Origin of the sequence: Oryzobacter faecalis, from assembly GCF_046764005.1 — a bacterium.
Classification (GTDB): domain Bacteria; phylum Actinomycetota; class Actinomycetes; order Actinomycetales; family Dermatophilaceae; genus Oryzobacter; species Oryzobacter faecalis.
Genome location: NZ_JBKOFW010000003.1, coordinates 78,019 through 95,389 on the forward strand (window position 1 = coordinate 78,019; position 17,371 = coordinate 95,389).

General features: G+C 73.5%; 14 protein-coding genes. 8 read left to right on the forward strand and 6 right to left on the reverse strand.

Going from position 1 to position 17,371, the window contains the following annotated elements; translation table 11 throughout:
• The first annotated feature begins 53 nt into the window (after positions 1-53).
• Both ACK8HX_RS07050 and ACK8HX_RS07055 read left to right on the forward strand, forming a co-directional pair.
• Positions 54-1,304 (forward strand): PQQ-dependent sugar dehydrogenase, encoded by a 1,251-nt coding sequence (locus tag ACK8HX_RS07050; protein ID WP_411939969.1) that lies wholly within the window; start codon positions 54-56, stop codon positions 1,302-1,304.
• Positions 1,305-1,422: 118 nt separating this feature from the next.
• On the forward strand, positions 1,423-2,382 hold the full coding sequence (locus ACK8HX_RS07055; protein ID WP_411939970.1) for a hypothetical protein: 960 nt from the start codon (positions 1,423-1,425) through the stop codon (positions 2,380-2,382).
• An 87-nt stretch (positions 2,383-2,469) separates the two neighbouring features.
• On the opposite strand, the gene ACK8HX_RS07060 is transcribed toward ACK8HX_RS07055, so the two are convergent.
• Positions 2,470-3,081, reverse strand: a complete 612-nt coding sequence (locus ACK8HX_RS07060; protein ID WP_411939971.1) for a hypothetical protein — start codon at positions 3,079-3,081, stop codon at positions 2,470-2,472.
• Between the two features lie 107 nt (positions 3,082-3,188).
• On the opposite strand from ACK8HX_RS07060, the gene ACK8HX_RS07065 reads away from it, so the two are divergent.
• From ACK8HX_RS07065 to purM, 5 genes are all read left to right on the forward strand, one after another.
• Positions 3,189-4,817 (forward strand): AMP-binding protein, encoded by a 1,629-nt coding sequence (locus tag ACK8HX_RS07065; protein WP_411939972.1) that lies wholly within the window; start codon positions 3,189-3,191, stop codon positions 4,815-4,817.
• A gap of 93 nt (positions 4,818-4,910) precedes the next feature.
• Positions 4,911-7,190 (forward strand): sunset domain-containing protein, encoded by a 2,280-nt coding sequence (locus tag ACK8HX_RS07070; RefSeq protein WP_411939973.1) that lies wholly within the window; start codon positions 4,911-4,913, stop codon positions 7,188-7,190.
• Positions 7,191-7,415: 225 nt separating this feature from the next.
• Positions 7,416-8,963 (forward strand): Re/Si-specific NAD(P)(+) transhydrogenase subunit alpha, encoded by a 1,548-nt coding sequence (locus ACK8HX_RS07075; protein ID WP_411939974.1) that lies wholly within the window; start codon positions 7,416-7,418, stop codon positions 8,961-8,963.
• A complete protein-coding gene (gene pntB / locus ACK8HX_RS07080; RefSeq protein ID WP_411939975.1) occupies positions 8,960-10,393 on the forward strand; it encodes a Re/Si-specific NAD(P)(+) transhydrogenase subunit beta in 1,434 nt (477 codons plus the stop codon). The genes ACK8HX_RS07075 and pntB overlap by 4 nt, the downstream gene beginning before the upstream one ends.
• Before the next feature lie 123 nt (positions 10,394-10,516).
• Positions 10,517-11,644, forward strand: a complete 1,128-nt coding sequence (gene purM, locus ACK8HX_RS07085) for a phosphoribosylformylglycinamidine cyclo-ligase (RefSeq protein WP_411939976.1) — start codon at positions 10,517-10,519, stop codon at positions 11,642-11,644.
• A 3-nt stretch (positions 11,645-11,647) separates the two neighbouring features.
• Here the strand turns inward: purM and ACK8HX_RS07090 are convergent, their stop codons facing one another.
• Positions 11,648-12,799, reverse strand: a complete 1,152-nt coding sequence (locus tag ACK8HX_RS07090) for an endonuclease (protein WP_411939977.1) — start codon at positions 12,797-12,799, stop codon at positions 11,648-11,650.
• Between the two features lie 364 nt (positions 12,800-13,163).
• Between ACK8HX_RS07090 and ACK8HX_RS07095 the strand changes: the two genes are divergently transcribed.
• Positions 13,164-13,532, forward strand: a complete 369-nt coding sequence (locus ACK8HX_RS07095) for a hypothetical protein (protein ID WP_411939978.1) — start codon at positions 13,164-13,166, stop codon at positions 13,530-13,532.
• 7 nt (positions 13,533-13,539) lie between these two features.
• Here the strand turns inward: ACK8HX_RS07095 and ACK8HX_RS07100 are convergent, their stop codons facing one another.
• The 4 genes from ACK8HX_RS07100 to ACK8HX_RS07115 all read right to left on the reverse strand — a co-directional run bounded on the left by ACK8HX_RS07100 (position 13,540) and on the right by ACK8HX_RS07115 (position 17,281).
• Positions 13,540-14,094 (reverse strand): cysteine hydrolase family protein, encoded by a 555-nt coding sequence (locus ACK8HX_RS07100; RefSeq protein WP_411939979.1) that lies wholly within the window; start codon positions 14,092-14,094, stop codon positions 13,540-13,542.
• Positions 14,091-15,629, reverse strand: a complete 1,539-nt coding sequence (locus ACK8HX_RS07105; RefSeq protein ID WP_411939980.1) for a purine-cytosine permease family protein — start codon at positions 15,627-15,629, stop codon at positions 14,091-14,093. Before ACK8HX_RS07105 ends, ACK8HX_RS07100 begins: the two co-directional genes overlap by 4 nt.
• 142 nt (positions 15,630-15,771) lie before the next feature.
• The gene (locus ACK8HX_RS07110) at positions 15,772-15,966 is read right to left on the reverse strand and encodes a DUF3073 domain-containing protein (RefSeq protein ID WP_411939981.1); all 195 of its coding nucleotides are present in this window, start codon (positions 15,964-15,966) and stop codon (positions 15,772-15,774) included.
• Between the two features lie 214 nt (positions 15,967-16,180).
• Positions 16,181-17,281, reverse strand: coding sequence for a Glu/Leu/Phe/Val family dehydrogenase (locus ACK8HX_RS07115; protein ID WP_411939982.1), 1,101 nt, complete (start codon positions 17,279-17,281; stop codon positions 16,181-16,183).
• Between the last annotated feature and the right edge of the window lie 90 nt (positions 17,282-17,371).

Sequence of the window (17,371 nt, forward strand, 5' to 3'; positions counted from 1 at the left end):
ACGATCAGGGTCGCACCGGAACCGATCCTGCACTCCTCGGGTGAGACTGGGGCATGGGACCCCGCCTCGCCGCCCCCGTCGCCACGGCTGCGCTCGTCGCGGCGGCCGTCCTCGCCGGGTGCTCGTCGGAAGCCGACACCGGGGAGGTGCCGCCGCCGCGGTCCACCGGCTCGACCTCGTCCTCCGCCACCCCGACACCGTCCCCGGCGCCGGAGAGCACCGCGGTCCCGGCCCTCGCCGTCGAGGAGGTGGCCTCGGGGTTCGAGCACGGGTGGGACATCGGCTTCCTCCCCGACGGGAAGGTCCTCGTCACCGAGCGCCCGGGCCGGATCTCGCTCGTCTCGGGGACGCGTCCGGGGTCGCGCACCACGCGGGTCGACGCCGACCTCGACGACGTCTACGTCTCTGGCGAGGGCGGTCTCATGGGGATGGTCGTGCACCCCGACTTCGCCTCGTCGCGGCTGTTCACGACGTGCCAGACGCACGAGGAGGGCGGTGAGCCCGAGGACGTCCGGCTCGTCACCTGGCGGCTGTCCGCCGACGGACGGTCGGCGGAGCGGGTGCGGGACCTCCTCACCGGGCTGCCGATCTCGTCGGGCCGCCACTCGGGGTGCCGGCCGACGCTCGCGGCCGACGGGGCGCTGCTCGTCGGCACCGGCGACGTCGCGCGAGCGCGTCATCCGCAGGACCGCACCAGCCTCGGCGGCAAGGTGCTGCGGCTCCACCTCGAGACCGGGAAACCGTTGCCGGACAACCCGTTCGCCTCGGCCTCGAATGCGCGCGAGAAGTACGTGTACAGCTACGGGCACCGCAACATCCAGGGTGTCACCGTGCGCCCCGGGACGGGCGAGATCTACACCGCCGAGCACGGCCCGTCGAACAACGACGAGGTCAACCGCATCGAGGCCGGCGCCAACTACGGATGGGACCCGTCGCGAGGTGGCCGCTCCGACTCCTACGACGAGTCCGTCGCGATGACCGACACCGAGCGGTTCCCGGACGCCGTGCCCGCGATCTGGCAGTCGGGGCGGACGACCCAGGCCATCTGTGCCGCCGAGTTCCTCTCCGGCGACCAGTGGGGCGGCCTCGACGGCGCGCTCGTCGTCACCGCGCTCAAGGGGGCCAAGCTGCTCGTCCTCACGCTGAAGGAGGACGGGACCCTCGCGGAGGTGTCGGTCCCCGAGGAGACGAACGACCGCTACGGGCGGCTGCGGGCCGCGCGCCTCGGGCCCGACGGCGCCCTCTACGTCACGACGACCAACGGGTCCGACGACAGGCTCCTGCGCATCACCCCTCGCACCTGACGCCCCCGCACACCGCCGCCCCTGACCGCCCCCGCGCCTCACCCCTGACGCCGCCACTCGACCCGGGCCCTGTGGATGACGCGGCACGGCAGACCCGCGCGTGCGGCACGGTGTCCCGATGCTGGGCCCCGAGCTGCCGGAGGCGCTGCGACGGGGTCCGTTCTCGGTCTCCGAGCTGCGCTCCCTCGGGCTGCCCCGGTCCCGGCTCCGCCACGGGAACCTCGTCCTCCCCACCCGGTCGGTGCGCTCGACCTCGGCGGTCTCCGGAGCCGTGAACCGCGCCGCGGCCTTCGCGAAGGCGCTCCCGCCTGACTGCGCCTTCTCGCACGTGACGGCCGCAGCCCTGCTGGGCCTGCCACTACCCCGGGTGCTCGAGCTCCAGCAGGCCCTCGACGTGATCCGCTCGACCGACCGCCCGCGGATCCGCCGGAGGGGGTGCATCGGCCACCGGGGCCTCGAGAGCCGGGAGGTGCTCGTCCTGCGGGGGGTGCGGGTCGTCGGGCCCCTCGACACCTGGGTCGACCTCGGGGAGGTTCTGGTCCGTGGGCTCGGGGTGGACGACCTCGTCGTGGTGGGTGATGCCGTGGCGAACCGGGTTCCGGGCGGCGTGGCCGGGCTCGCCCGGGGGCTCGCAGCGCGGGTGAGGCCGAGGGGCCTGGAGGGCCTCACGGCCGCCCTGCACCTCGTCCGCGCCGGCGTGCGCTCGCCGATGGAGACCCGCGCACGGCTGATGTTCCACCGTGCCGGGTTCCCCGAGCCGGAGGTCAACGGCCAGGTGAACGACCGCCAGGGCGGATGGCTCCTCGAGGGGGACCTCGTCTGGAGGGCGCAGCGCGTCGTCGGGGAGTACCAGGGCGAGGACCACGCCGACCGTCGACGCCGGAGCATCGACGCGCAGCGGGTCGCCCTTGCGGCCGCCGAGGGGTGGACGCTCCTCGAGATCTTCGCGGAGGACGTCCACGTGGCACCCCGGCGTCGGCTGACCTTGACACGCTTCGCCCGGGAGCTGCACCTCGACCCCTCGGGCCTCCGGATCGACGGGACCGACGGGACCGACGGCGCCCCCGAGCCCCGATGACCCGGCCTGCCTGTCGAGTGGCCACGACGCGCTGATGCTCCGGGCGATCCGTCAGCGTGTCGTGGCCACTCGACTCGTCCATCCGGCTCAGGCGGTGACGATGGTCGTGGTCACCTCGGTGACCGAGGGGCGCCGCGGGGTGGAGGAGAACCCGAACCGGCACGGGGGGTCGACCGGGCGCAGCGCACCGAGGTCGGCCCCGTCGAAGGTGCCGGCGAGCGCGGTGACGGCCCGGACGTCCGTGGCCCCGTAGTACTCCCGGCGCCCGGCGCGGGCCACACCGCGCGTGCGCACGCCCCGGAGGGCGACCCGCGCCACGGGGTCGGCCAGGGTCGCGAACGCCGGGGACCCGGCGAGCCCGGGCGGGACGAGGCGCAGCCACCGGCCAAGGGCGGTCCGCCCTCCCAGGGCGACCGTCACGGCCAGGGAGGGCGACTCCACCGTCCATCCACCGCCGGAAGGCCGGGGCACGACGGCGACCGGCTCGAGGCGGACCTCGTCGAAGGTGTAGGTGCTGGCGACCAGCTCGGCGACCTCCTCCGACGGCGCGAGCAGCACCCGGTGCCCCGAGGCCGTCTCGACCATCGCGTCGGCGAAGGCGCCGAACGGGCTCTCGTCCCACCACCCCACGACGACCCGGACCCCGGAGGACGACCCCACCCCGGCGATCCGGCCTCGGTACCGCTGACGCACTCCCACGCGCCCATCATCACCGTTGCGTCGGCCCCGGCAGCGGACCGGTTGCCGCGCGTCAGCCGGACGTGTTGGCTGGTCGGGACCCCGCCCCGTCGCCGGAAGGACCCTCGATGACCACGGCCCCGGACCCCGCCCCGTCCCACGTCGCCGGGCCCACCGAGCCCCCGCTGCTCGAGCAGACGATCGGCGACTGCCTCGACGCCACCGTCGAACGCTTCGGCGACCGCGACGCCCTCGTCGACCGCGCTGCAGGGGTCCGCTTCACGTGGGCTGAGCTCGGGGCGGCGGTCGACCGGCTCGCGCGCGGGTTCGTCGCCCTGGGTGTCGAGAAGGGCGACCGGGTCGGGATCTGGGCGCCGAACTGCCACGAGTGGGTTCTCGTCCAGCTCGCCACGGCCAAGGTCGGCGCGATCCTCGTCACCATCAACCCGGCCTACCGCACGCACGAGCTGACCTACGTCCTCGGTCAGGCCGGCATCCGGGTCCTCGTGACTGCGGCGTCGTTCAAGACCTCGGACTACGTCGCGATGGTCGAGCAGTCGCGGGCCGAGTCCCCGGCGCTCGAGCACGTGGTCGTCATCGGGCAGCCGTCGTGGGACGAGCTCGTCGCGGGCGCCGACGCGGTGAGCCTCGAACGGCTGCACCTGGTGCAGCGCGAGCTCACACCGGATGACGCCATCAACATCCAGTACACCTCGGGGACAACGGGATTCCCGAAGGGTGCGACGCTCTCGCACCGCAACATCCTCAACAACGGGTTCCTCGTGGGTGAGCTGTGCCGCTACACGGAGGAGGACCGCATCTGCATCCCGGTGCCGTTCTACCACTGCTTCGGCATGGTCATGGGCAACCTCGCGGCGCTCACCCACGGCGCCTGCATGGTGGTCCCCGCTCCGGGGTTCGACCCGACGCTGACCCTCGCCACGGCCTCGGAGGAGCGGTGCACGAGCCTGTACGGCGTCCCCACGATGTTCATCGCTGAGTGGGCGCTGCCCGACCACGGCTCGTACGACCTGTCCGGCGTCCGCACCGGCATCATGGCCGGCTCGCCGTGCCCCGCCTCGCTGATGACGCAGCTCATCGACTCCGGCATCGACGAGATGACCATCTGCTACGGCATGACCGAGACCTCGCCGGTGTCGACGCAGACCCGCACCGACGACACCTTCGAGCGCAAGGTCGGCACCGTCGGGACGGTGCACCCGCACCTGGAGGTCAAGGTCGTCGACCCCGTCACCGGCGAGACCGTTCCGCGCGGCACCCCGGGAGAGCTCTGCACGAGGGGGTACTCGGTGATGCTCGGGTACTGGGAGGAGCCCGAGAAGACGGCCGAGGTGCTCGTCGACGGGTGGATGCACACGGGCGACATCGCAGTCATGGACGACGACGGCTACCTGCAGATCACGGGCCGCATCAAGGACATGGTGATCCGCGGCGGCGAGAACATCTACCCCCGCGAGATCGAGGAGTTCCTCCTCACCCACCCCGACGTCCTCGACGCGCAGGTGATCGGCGTCCCGGACGACAGGTACGGCGAGGAGCTGTGTGCCTGGGTCCGGATGAGGGACGGGCGCGAGCCGCTGAGCGCCGAGGCGGTGCGCGAGTTCGCCACGGGGAAGCTGGCGCACTTCAAGATCCCGCGGTACGTCCGCGTCGTCGAGGAGTTCCCGATGACGGTCACGGGCAAGGTCCGCAAGGTCGAGATGCGCGAGGCCACGGTCGCCGAGCTGGGCCTCTGAGCCGCGCCCGTATGCGGTCCGCCCGGGCGCGATCTCGCGGAGTAGGTTGTGGCGCGACGCGCCTCCGGGCACCGCCGACGAACAGGATCCCTGATGAACGCCACCCGCCTCCTCCTGCTCCTCCTCGTCCTGCTCGTCGTGGCCTTCGTGGTCCTCTGGTTCCTCCGACGGCGCTCGACCGAACGGGACGAGCACCGCGTGGAGGCGGCCGAGCTGCGTGGGCGCGCCGAGGAGATCGGTGCGACGATGACCGGCCAGCAGGCGTTCGCCGAGCAGGCCGACGAGCGTGCCGCGGTCGCCCGCGCCGAGGCCGAGGAGCGCGCCCGTGAGGCCGCCCGGCTCGAGCAGGAGGCCGCCGAGCAGCGCGCCGCCGCCGAAGCCACCCGGCGCGAGTACGAGACGACGATGCGCCGGGCCGACGACATCGACCCCGATGTGGGGGAGTCGGCCTTCGCCCCCGTGGCGGCCGAGCCGGTGGCGGGCGAGCGGGTGGCGGACGAGTCGGCGGACGGCCCCGGTGCGGACGGCCCGGCCGCGGGTGCCGGCACCGAGGCGTCGCGCGCGTGGTCCGATGACGCCCGGCCGGCCACGCGGGCCGAGCGGCGCGAGGCGGCCGAGGCGGCCGAGGCGGCGCGGGCGAGTGGCGCGTGGGCCGCTCCGGCCGCTCCCGTCGCCGCTGCTGCGGGTGCCGCGGCCGTCGGGGCCTCGACCTGGGGCGACGAGCGCGGGTCGCGCACCGAGGACGCCGACCGGCAGCAGGTGCCGTCCCGGACCGCCTCCGACGTGACGGACAGCGAGCGGGTCGCGAGCGCCGCCGACTACCGCGACGACGTGGACGCCGAGAGCGCGGGCTCCACCGCGGTTTCCCCGGCTCCCTCCTCGGGTATGGGCACCGGTATGGCTGACGAGAACCGCGTGCAGGACCAGACCGCCGCCGACCTCTCGCGCGACACGGAGTCACCGTCCGGGGAATGGGGGGGCCCGCCGACCGCCGACACGGAGCCCGAGCGCGACGCGCAGGCCGCCCGGACGAGCGGGACCGCGGCCGCCGCCCTCGGCACCGGCGCCGCCGGAGCCGCCGCGGCGACGAGCGCCGCTGAGGACGGGTCCTCTGACGAGTCTGCCGACGACGAGGCCGTGGCCGAGGGCCGGGGAGCGGAGGGGGGCGCGTCGACCTCGCACGACACCGACGCCGGCGACGGCGCGAAGATCATCGGCGACATCGACGCGTACGCCTCCACCGAGCCCGTCCTCGCCGAGGACCAGAGCCCGCCGGTCGAGCCCGCGCGCGACGACAGCGCCGCAGGCGCGGCGGCCCTCGGTGCTGATTCCGCCGCGGACACCGGGGGCGACGCGGGTGTGCATGCCGGTGCCGACTCTCGTTCCGACTCCGTCGCCGGTGCCGACGCGGGTGCGGACGCCGATGCGGGTGCGGATGCCGGTGCCGACGCGGGTGCGGACGCCGACGCAGGTGCCGATGCGGGTGCGGATGCCGGTGCCGACGCCGCTGACGGTGCGCAGATCATCGGTGACATCGACGCCTACGCCTCCACCGAGCCCGTCCTCGCCGAGGACCAGAGCCCGCCGGTCGAGCTCGCGCGCGACGACAGCACCACGGGTGCCGGGGACCTCCGAGCAGGTGCCGACGCCGACGACTCCGGTGCGGATGCCGGCGCCGACGCCGGTGCCGGTGCCGGTGCCGACGCCGATGCCGGTGCCGACTCCGGGGCGGGGTCCACCGCGTCCCACGACGACACCCTCGGTGACGAGGCGCACGCCGAGGCCGAGGCGGGTGGCGAGGTCGCGGCCTCCGCCGAGGACTCCCCGGCCGTCACGGGCGCGGACCGCTTCGACACCACGCCCGAGCGCGACTGGGCGGCCGACGAGGGCGAGCTCCTCGAGGAGAACCAGGCCCGCGCCGAGCGCCTCGAGGAGGAGCGGTCCGACCTCGACGGCGACTCGAGCACGACCGAGGGGTCGTGGGCCGGCACCGCGGGCACCTCCGACGCCGCCGGCACCTCGGACACCACCGACACCACGACCGGCGCCGACACGACGGACGGCGCCGGGGTCGCCGAGCAGTCGGCCTCCGGCACCGAGGACCTCCCGACGGGCACCGACCAGGGACCCGGTGAGCGGGCCGCTCGGCGCATCTCGGAGTTCCACGAGCTGCGCGACGGCGGCTTCGGCGTCGGGTCCGCCGCGGTGCTCGACGACGGAGCCCAGCCGCTGGACCACGCCGTCCAGGGCTTCCGCGACTCGATGACGTTCCGCTCCCCGGGGGACCCCGGTTACGACGACGGCGAGCCCGACGTGTGGTTCTACGACGAGGCAGCCGCCGAGCGCAGCGGGTTCCGCCGCACGGAGGGCTGACCCCCGGGCCACACCCGGGACGTGGGTGGGGATCGTCGGCAGGGCGACGGTCCCCACCCACGTCCGTGTCCGGGTCGTCCTCACCGACCCCGACGGCAACGCTTCCGCACCATGCCGACCGCCCTGCACGTCCCACTGGACGGGAGCACCGTGTCGTGACCTCTCGCCGCGATGGGTCGAGCCGCTAGGTTCGACCCACCGCCCACGTCGTCGAGAGGATCGTCCGTGCGCATCGGAGTGCCCAGGGAGTCGCTGCCGGGTGAGACCCGCGTGGCCGCGACCCCGAAGACCGTCGAGCAGCTGCGCGCCCTCGGCTACGCGGTGTTCGTGGAGTCCGGAGCCGGGGCAAAGGCCTCCTTCGACGACACGGCCTACGCGCGCGCCGGCGCCGACGTCATCGACGAGGCCGTCTGGAACGCCGACGTCCTGCTGAAGGTCAACGCGCCCGGCGGGGCCGAGCTGGCGCTGCTGCGACCGGGCCAGGTCGTCGTCTCGCTCATCGGGCCGGCGCTGAACCCGGACCTCGTCGAGGCGCTCGCGGCGCGCGGGGTCACGGCGCTCGCCATGGACGCCGTCCCGCGGATCAGCCGCGCCCAGTCCCTGGACGTGCTGTCGTCGATGGCGAACATCGGCGGCTACCGCGCGGTCGTGGAGGCCGCGCACGAGTTCGGCTCGTTCTTCACCGGCCAGGTCACCGCGGCCGGGAAGGTCCCCCCGGCCAAGGTGCTCGTCGTCGGGGCCGGCGTCGCGGGCCTGGCCGCGATCGGCACCGCGCGCTCGCTCGGCGCGATCGTGCGGGCCTTCGACGCCCGCGCGGAGGTGGCCGAGCAGGTGGAGTCGATGGGCGCGGACTTCCTGCGCATCGACATCGAGGACACCGGCCCCTCGGCCGACGGGTACGCCAGGGAGACCAGCGCCGACTTCGACGCCAAGGCCGCCGCGCTGTACGCCGAGCAGGCGGCCGACGTCGACATCGTCATCACCACGGCCCTCATCCCGGGCCGTCCCGCGCCGCGCCTGTTCACCGAGTCGATGGTGGCGTCGATGAAGCCCGGCTCGGTCGTGGTCGACATGGCCGCAGCCAACGGCGGCAACGTCGCCGGCACCGTGGCCGGGCAGAAGGTCGTGACCGCGAACGGGGTGACGATCCTGGGATACACCGACCTCCCGGGGCGGCTGCCCACCCAGGCGAGCCAGATGTTCGGCACGAACCTGGTGAACCTGCTCAAGCTCCTCACCCCCGGCAAGGACGGCGAGCTCGTCCTCGACCTCGACGACGTCGTCCAGCGCGGGATGACGGTCGTGCGCGACGGCGAGGTGCTCTGGCCGCCGCCGCCGGTGCAGGTGTCCGCCGCACCCGCGGCCGGGACGGCCGTGGAGCCCGCCCCACCCCCGGAGCCGAGGCAGCCGTGGCTGACCCCGCAGCGCCGGCTCGGCCTCGCGGTCGCGGGCGCCGCGGTCTTCCTCCTCGTCGCGGCGTTCGCGCCGGCGCCCTTCCTCGGGCACTTCATGGTGTTCATGCTCTCGGTCGTCGTCGGGTTCTACGTCATCGGCAACGTCCACCACGCTTTGCACACCCCGCTGATGTCGGTGACCAACGCGATCAGCGGGATCATCGTCGTCGGGGCGCTGCTGCAGGTCGGGCACGACTCGCTCGCGGTGTCGGCGCTGGCGTTCGTGGCGATCCTCGTCGCGAGCGTCAACGTGTTCGGCGGGTTCCGGGTCACCGCGCGGATGCTGCAGATGTTCCGCCGCGAGGGGGCCACCCGATGACGCTCTCCCTCACCCTGGTCCAGGGCGCCTACATCGTCGCGGGGCTGCTGTTCATCCTCGCCCTCGCCGGGCTGTCGCGGCACGAGACCGCACGCAACGGCAACCGCTTCGGCATCGCCGGGATGGCGATCGCGCTCGTGGTCACCGTCCTGGCCGCGACCGGCGGGGTCGACGCCGGCGCCGGCGGGGTCGACCGCGAGGGCTCGGGCTGGGCCGGGCTCGCTCTGGTCGTGGTCGCGATGGCGATCGGCGCGGTCATCGGCCTGGACCGGGCCAAGAAGGTCGAGATGACCGGCATGCCCGAGCTCATCGCGATGCTGCACTCCTTCGTCGGGCTCGCCGCGGTCCTCGTCGGGTGGAACTCCTCCTACGAGACCACCGCGTACCCGGCGATCCACGACGTCGAGGTCATGGTCGGCGTCTTCATCGGCGCGGTCACGTTCACCGGCTCGATCGTGGCGTTCCTGAAGCTGTCGGCGCGGATCAGGTCCGCCCCGCTCATGCTGCCCGGGCGCAACTGGCTCAACCTCGGCGCGATCGTCGCGTTCGTCGTCCTCACCGTCGTCTACGTCCTGCTCCCTGCGGACGCGGTCGCGGTGCGCGCCACCGTCCTGGGCGTGGTCACCCTCGTCGCCCTCGCACTGGGGTGGCACCTCGTGGCCTCGATCGGCGGCGGCGACATGCCCGTCGTGGTGTCGATGCTCAACAGCTACTCCGGCTGGGCGGCCGCCGCCGCGGGCTTCCTCCTCGGCAACGACCTGCTCATCATCACCGGCGCCCTCGTCGGCTCCTCCGGTGCCTACCTGTCCTACATCATGTGCCGCGCGATGAACCGCTCGTTCCTCTCGGTCATCGCCGGCGGCTTCGGGGTCGAGGGCGGCACGGTGTCGGCCGACGTCGACTACGGCGAGCACCGCGAGGTCACCGCCGAGGGCGCGGCCGAGCTCCTCACCAGCGCCCGCTCGGTCCTCATCACCCCCGGGTACGGGATGGCCGTGGCGCAGGCGCAGTACCCCGTCGCCGACCTCACCGCGAAGCTGCGTGAACGCGGCGTCGACGTCAGGTTCGGGATCCACCCCGTCGCCGGGCGCCTGCCCGGGCACATGAACGTCCTGCTCGCCGAGGCCCACGTCCCCTACGACATCGTCCTGGAGATGGACGAGGTCAACGACGACCTCGCCGACACCGACGTCGTCCTCGTCATCGGCGCCAACGACACCGTCAACCCCGCCGCCGCGGAGGATCCCACCTCCCCGATCGCCGGGATGCCCGTCCTGCGGGTGTGGGAAGCCGCCCACGTCATCGTGTTCAAACGCTCCATGGCCACCGGCTACGCCGGGGTGCAGAACCCCCTGTTCTTCCGCGAGAACACCCAGATGCTCTTCGGCGACGCCAAGGACCGCGTCGAGGACATCATCCGCGCCCTCTGACCCACCCCCGCCCGCCTCGTGTGCCCAGCTGGCCGCCCCGGCAGCCAGCTGGGCACACGACTCGAGGATGGAGCGGGCGGACGCGGGGGAGGGCGGCGTCGGGGCGCCGGTAGGCTGCCCGGCGTGAGCGAGCCGACCCCGACCTCCATCACCTACGCCGAGGCCGGCGTCGACGTCGAGGCCGGTGACAAGGCCGTCGAGCTGATGAAGGCGAGCGTCCGGCGCGCGACGCGACCGGAGGTGCTCGGCGGGCTCGGGGGCTTCGCGGGGATGTTCGACGCCTCAGCCATCGCCCGGATGGCGCGCCCCGTCCTCGCGACGAGCACCGACGGCGTCGGCACGAAGGTCGCCATCGCCCAGGCCCTCGACCGGCACGAGACCATCGGGTTCGACCTCGTCGGGATGGTCGTCGACGACATCGTCGTCTGCGGCGCCGAGCCGCTCTTCATGACCGACTACATCGCCACGGGCACGGTGGTCCCCGAGCGGATCGCCGCGATCGTGTCCGGGATCGCGCGCGCCTGCGAGCAGGCGCGGGTCGCCCTCGTCGGAGGCGAGACCGCAGAGCACCCCGGGCTCCTCGACCCCGACGAGTACGACGTCGCAGGCGCGGCCACCGGGGTCGTCGAGTACGCCGACGTCCTCGGTCCGCAGCGGGTCGTCCCGGGCGACGTCGTCCTCGGCCTCGCGAGCAGTGGTCTGCACTCCAACGGGTACTCGCTCGTGCGCCGCGTCGTCGCCCACGCCGGCTGGGAGCTCGACCGCCACGTCGACGAGTTCGGGCGCACCCTGGGTGAGGAGCTGCTCGAGCCCACCCGCGTCTACGCCGCCGACCTGCTCGACCTCGTCCGCCTCGAGGGCGTCGACGTCCACTCCCTCTCGCACGTCACCGGTGGCGGGCTCGCCGCCAACCTGGCCCGCGTCCTCCCCCGGCACGTGCACGCCCGGCTCGACCGCGCGACGTGGACCCCGCCGGCCGTCTTCTCCACGGTCCAGGCCCTCGGCGGCGTCCCCCGAGCCGACCTCGAGCGCACCCTCAACCAGGGCGTCGGCTTCGTCGCGGTCCTGCCCCCCACCGGGGTCGGCGCCGCAGTCGCCCACCTCGAGGCCCGCGGCATCCGCACGTGGGTCATCGGCGAGGTCCACGAGGCCGCCACGGCACCGGTCGAGGACGGCGTCGAGGTCGTCCGGGGCGCCAAGGGTGTCGAGGGCGGAGCCGTCCAGGTCGTCGGAGAGCACCCGACGGCCTGACCCCTAGCCCCAGATCGACGTGGCCCACTCGGGGTGGTCGATGAACGGGTTGCGGTTGCCCTGCCACGCCGCGTGGATGCGGTCGTTGCGCCGCATCTCGAAACCGTCCACGGGGTCCTCGGTGTTCCACTGCAGGAGGACGGACAGCTTGCCGTGGAAGGCCGTCGAGCCGTTGACCGTGTTGTTCAGCTCGAGGTCGGCGAAGCCGTCGTCGCCGTTGTAGCGGACGGCCATGTAGAAGAGCATCCGGGCGACGTCACCCTTGACGGCGTCGCGCGGCTCGAAGGAGTCGCTGTCGGTCCAGCAGTCGGAGCACTGGCTGACGGCACTGCCGCCGAGGTCGAAGTCCTTGTTGCCGCGGGTCGAGTTGACCGTGACGTCCTCGGGGCGCAGGTGGTGCACGTCGGTGCCGGGACCTGCCACGGTGCCGAAGCCGCCGTGCGACTGGGCCCACGTGTGCTCACGGTTCCAGTCGTCCGGGTCCCCGCCGTTCAACGTCTTCGACAGGGAGAGACCGGAGTACAGCGTGCGCACGTTGGCCGAGTTGTTCGGGTCCTGGTCGGTGTCCTTGAGCGCCTCCCACACCTGGTCGTACGTCAGGCGGGTGTTGCCGTCGATGATGTCGTGGAGCGAGGTCTTGAGGGCGCTGCCCGTCCTGCCCACGGCCGGCGCGTAGTAGGTGCTGTCCCACGGGCTGGTCCCGCCGGGCGGTGGTTGGGTGCCGCCGGCGAACGCGAAGGCCGACGTGCCCGTCATCCCGGGGTGGGAGAAGTACGCGGCCAGCGTGCCGGTGACGTCGATCTGCCTGCCCTTGAGGGTCGGGTTGGTCCTGAGCCCCCACTGCGCGCGGAACGCCGAGGGGATCTGGACGTAGAGCATCTGCGAGGTGTTCGTCGTCGACGCGGTGTCGGCGATGGCGAGGGCGTAGTCGTTCGGGTAGCCCGACGTCACGACGGTGTTCGTCGCCGTCGGCTGGCCCACGACGTAGCCGCGGACGGTCTGGGTCGAGCCGTCCTGCTGGCCGATGGCCTGGGCCACCGTGAGGGGGGCCGCGGCCTGCGACGGGGTGGCGGCCAGGCCGAGGACGGAGATCAGGGCGAGGGTGAGGGCGACGCCCAGGGTGCGGGTGCGGTTCCTCCGGTGGTGTCCGGTCATGGCCGGTGAGCCTGCCGCACAATCCAGCCCGGCGCGCGTCGAGCGGATGACGCGCGCCGGGTGTCCATCGAGCCGTCACCTCAGCGCTGGACGAACACCGCCACGGTCCGAGCCGGGACGGTGAACGTGCCGGCCCGACGGTGTCGTCGATGCGCATGACGATGAGGCCCGGCGTCCGGGCCGGGCCAGCGCCCGGGAAGGAGGCCTTCTGCTGCACGAGGCCTGGTGTGCGTGACCTCGCGGGCGCCGGGGAGATGAGTACGGGGGCCCATGACGGCGGTCGCGCCACGGCGTCATCCTCGAGGGCGTGTCGACCGCCGTGCCCGTCCCTCCCCCTCACCCGCGTGGCGCAGGGGCCACGCCGGTGCCCGGGACACGACGCGACGTGGTCGAGGCCCGGCGCTGGGCCACGGCCCGGCGCTGGGCCGTGGGGGTGCTCACGCTGGCGAGCGTGGCACTCGCGGGATGGCTCGCGCTCGTCCTCGTCGCGGCATCGCTGGTGGTCCGGGCGGTCGAGGTCGTCCGGCCCGGTTCGCCACCCGGTGGCGTCGACGGTGTCGGGATCGCCGCCGATGTGCTCCCGGGCGTGTTCCTCGGTTGGTGCACCGGCCTCGCCGCGACGGCGACCCTCGCGCGTGGTGACGCCCTCGGTGCGCGGGCGAACGGGGTGACGGGGGCCCTGCTCGGGGTCGTCGCCGGGGCGCTCGTCCTCCGCCTCACCGGCGTCCTCTGACTCCGGGTCAGACGACGGCGACCTGCGGTCCGTAGAGGGCCATCGCGCCGAGCGCGCGCTCGTGGTTCTCGGTGGTCGAGCCCGCGCACCCGGCGGCGTACACGCGCAGGGTCGCGCCCGCATCGGCGGCGGGCAGCACGGTCGAGAGCACGCAGCAGTCGGTGGACACCCCGGTGACGGTGAGGTGCGCGTCGTCGCCGACGACCTCGCGCAGCCCCGGCCACTTGCCGAAGGTCCCCATCGTCACGACGTGCACCGCGACGTTGGCGAGCTCGGGGACGACGGCGTAGAGCGGGTCCTCGTCGGGGACGAGGGCGAACGGCCACGCGTCGTAGTACGGCCCCCACGACCCGCCGAGCGAGGGGTCTGCCACGAACCGCGTGACGACGGTGCGCTCGGGGCCGTATGCCTCGGCGAGGGCGGCGATGCGCGGCGCGACCTCCGTCCACATCGGCGAGCCCCAGGCCGAGGTCGTCGGGTCGGCGAAGATCGCCTGCGGGTCGACGACGACGAGCCAGCCGCCGTCGACGACCTCGGGCACGGGGGTGGCGGGTGCGGTCACCGGGCCCGCTCGGCCGCGGGCGCCGCCGCGCGGGCCTCGGACTCCTGGCGGGCGACCGCGCGACGGCGGGCGACGTAGGTGACGGCGAACCCGATGACGAGGGCGAGCAGGACGCCGATGTTCGAGTAGGGCCAGGCGCCGTCCCAGTAGGGCCCGGCGGGGTCGTCGACGTAGGTGCCGAGGCCGAGCGGCTCGAGGAGGTAGCCCTGCCAGTTGTTCCAGGCGGCGTCCGCGGCGAAGTTGTTGACGACCAGGCCCCAGCCGACGAGGGAGGCCACGACCATCGTCGCGATCGAGGTCCAGTCCCAGGCGCCGTACCGGCCCCGCACGTCGAACAGCGCGTCGGCCCCGTCCCGGCCCCAGTCGTAGTCCTTGCGGCGCAGCGCGAGGTCGGCGATGAAGATGCCGGCCCACGCGGCGAGCGGAACCCCGAGGGTGATGAGGAAGCTCTGGAACGGGCCGAGGAAGTCCTCGGCGACGAAGACGACGAAGAACGTGCCGAGGGTGAGGATGACGCCGTCGATGAGCGCGGCGGCCGGCCGCGGGATCCGCACACCGAGCGAGAGCAGGGTCAGGCCGGACGAGTAGATGCCGAGGACCGCCCCGGAGACGAGGGAGAGGATCACCGCGACGAGGAAGGGCACGAGGAACCACGTGGGCAGGACCGAGGCGAGGGTGCCGATGGGGTCGGCGGGGATGCCCTCGAGGATCGCCGGGTCGGACGCCGCGAGGAACAGCCCGAAGGTGACGAGCAGGACCGGGGCGATCGCGCCGCCGAAGGTGTTCCAGAAGACGATGGCCGCACCGGGCGACGACCGGTGCTGGTAGCGCGACCAGTCGGCGGCGATGTTGATCCAGCCCAGACCGAAGCCCGTCATCAGCATGACGAAGGCGCCGATGACGGACTGGAAGGAGCCCGACGGCACGGCGGCGACCGCGGACCAGTCGATCTCCCCCGCCGCGACGACGACGAACACGACCGTGACGACGCCGGTGACCCACGTGAGCACCGACTGCATTCGCATGATGACGTGGTAGCCCGCGACCGAGGCGCTGACGATGAGCAGCGCGACGACGACGGCCGCCGCGACCTTCGTGCCGGTGCCCCCGCCCCAGCCGAGCCGCTCGAAGATCGTCGCCGTGGCGAGGACCGCGAGGATGGCGAGGAAGGTCTCCCAGCCGATGGAGACGAGCCAGGACAGGACGCCGGGGACCTTCTGCCCGGTCACGCCGAACGAGGCCCGCGACAGGATCATCGTCGGGGCCGAGCCCCGCTTGCCCGCGATGGCCACGAGCCCGCAGAGGAGGAAGGAGACGACGATCCCGAGCACCGTGACGAGGACGCCCTGCCAGACCGAGATGCCGAAGCCGAGGACGAACGCCGCGTACGAGATGCCGAAGACGGACACGTTGGCCGCGAACCACGGCCAGAACAGGTCACGGGGGCGGGCGGTGCGCTCGGCCTCGTCGATGATCTCGATGCCGGTGGTCTCGACCCCGAGCCGCTGCGTCGCGGCAACCGTCGTCTCACTCATGGGGCGAGCATAGGACCGCCCGGGGACCGCGTGAGGGCGGCCCACCTGTGGGAATGCGCGACCGGGGGCCGGTCAGGGAACTGGCACCCCGTGAGCCCGCGCCGTCGGCGCGGGTCGCACGAGGTGACGGGTCAGGTCGGCGTCAACGCCGACCCGAGGACCACTGACCGTAGTCGTCCTCGTCCTCCAGGTCGCGGTCCTCGCTGGTCGCGCGGCCACCGCCCTGGCTGGTTCCGTGTAGTTCTCGCTCAAGCGCGGAGAGGTCGGTGTCCGGGCTGTAGTACTTCAGCTCGCGAGCGACCTTCGTCTGCTTGGCCTTGGCTCGGCCGCGCCCCATGGCGTGACCCCCTCGTGCGTCTGCCGGGGCGGCATCGCGAGTCGGACGGCCCCGTTTCTGGGGTCATCCCACGTCGCGGAGCGGTCCCGGGAATCGTGTGTGTGTCGTGGCGCCAACGGTACATGACAGCGGGCGGTCCGGCGACGCCGTCCCGGACAACGGCGCACCGGCGCGCCGTGTTCCCGGCCACGCCCGGCCGGAGGAGGCCGGGGGCTCAGGAGCCCCGGGTCCCGACCGGGTCGCCGGGCAGCCAGGGTCGCCGTCCGCCGGCCGCGATCCGCCGCTCGGCGAGGCGGTCGGCGGCCACCGCGGGGCTGACGTCGTGCTCGTCGGCCTCGCGCAGGACCGTGAGGGTCTGGTCGAAGATCCCGGTGGTCCGGGCCCGGGCGCGGTCCATGTCGAAGCCGTTCAGCTCGTCGCTCACCTGGATGACGCCGCCCGCGTTGACGAGGAAGTCCGGTGCGTAGGTGATCCCGCGCGCCCGGAGCCGGTCGGCGGTGCCGCCCCCGCCCTCGCTCGTGAGCTGGTTGTTGGCGCCGCCGCACACGACCTGCACGCGCAGGACGTCGACGGTGTGGTCGTCGAGGGCGCCACCGAGCGCGTTGGGGCTGTAGACGTCGAGGTCGGTCCGGACCAGGTCGTAGGCGTCGGCCACGGCCGTGACCTGCGGGTGATCCGCGAGCAGCGACCGGACCGCGTCGTCGGAGACGTCGGTGACGACCACGTGGGCGCCGTCCTCGAGGAGGTGCTCGGTGAGCCGGCGCCCCACCTTGCCGACCCCGGCGATCCCGACCCGGCGCCCGGCGAGCGTCGGCTCCCCCCACACGTGCTGGGCAGCGGCCCGCATCCCCTGGAAGACGCCCCACGCGGTGAGCACGGAGGAGTCGCCGGCGCCGCCGCGCTCGGGGGAGCGGCCGGTGGCCCAGCGGGTCGACTCGCCGACGACGTCCATGTCGGCGACGTAGGTGCCGACGTCGCACGCGGTGACGTAGCGGCCCCCCAGGGACTCCACGAAGCGCCCGTACGCGCGGAGCAGCTCGGGTGTCTTGTCCCGGGTGGGGTCGCCGACGATGACGGCCTTGCCGCCGCCGTGGTCGAGCCCGGCGACGGCGTTCTTGCTCGTCATCGCGCGCGACAGGCGCAGGACGTCGGCGAGGGCGTGGTCCATCGACGCGTAGGGGTGGAACCGGGTGCCGCCCAGACCCGGCCCGAGGGCGGTGTCGTGGAGGGCGATGACGGCGCGCAGCCCGGTCTCCGGGTCGCGGCAGAAGGCGACCTGCTCGTGGCCGGTGAGGTCGATGAGGTCCGTGGCCATGCCACAACGCTAGACCTCGACAGGAGGGGTCCGACGGTCGGAGGGATGTGAGACTGGGCCAGGTCCCACCCACCGATCGAGGAGCGTGTC

What these genes read in the sequence shown, in the direction of transcription:
- ACK8HX_RS07050 (WP_411939969.1), top strand. Translation starts at nt 54, where the DNA reads ATGGGACCCCGCCTCGCCGCCCCCGTCGCCACGGCTGCGCTCGTCGCG.
- ACK8HX_RS07055 (WP_411939970.1), top strand. Translation starts at nt 1,423, where the DNA reads ATGCTGGGCCCCGAGCTGCCGGAGGCGCTGCGACGGGGTCCGTTCTCG.
- ACK8HX_RS07065 (WP_411939972.1), top strand. Translation starts at nt 3,189, where the DNA reads ATGACCACGGCCCCGGACCCCGCCCCGTCCCACGTCGCCGGGCCCACC.
- ACK8HX_RS07070 (WP_411939973.1), top strand. Translation starts at nt 4,911, where the DNA reads ATGAACGCCACCCGCCTCCTCCTGCTCCTCCTCGTCCTGCTCGTCGTG.
- pntB (WP_411939975.1), top strand. Translation starts at nt 8,960, where the DNA reads ATGACGCTCTCCCTCACCCTGGTCCAGGGCGCCTACATCGTCGCGGGG.
- ACK8HX_RS07090 (WP_411939977.1), bottom strand. Translation starts at nt 12,799, where the DNA reads ATGACCGGACACCACCGGAGGAACCGCACCCGCACCCTGGGCGTCGCC.
- ACK8HX_RS07105 (WP_411939980.1), bottom strand. Translation starts at nt 15,629, where the DNA reads ATGAGTGAGACGACGGTTGCCGCGACGCAGCGGCTCGGGGTCGAGACC.
- ACK8HX_RS07110 (WP_411939981.1), bottom strand. Translation starts at nt 15,966, where the DNA reads ATGGGGCGCGGCCGAGCCAAGGCCAAGCAGACGAAGGTCGCTCGCGAG.
- ACK8HX_RS07115 (WP_411939982.1), bottom strand. Translation starts at nt 17,281, where the DNA reads ATGGCCACGGACCTCATCGACCTCACCGGCCACGAGCAGGTCGCCTTC.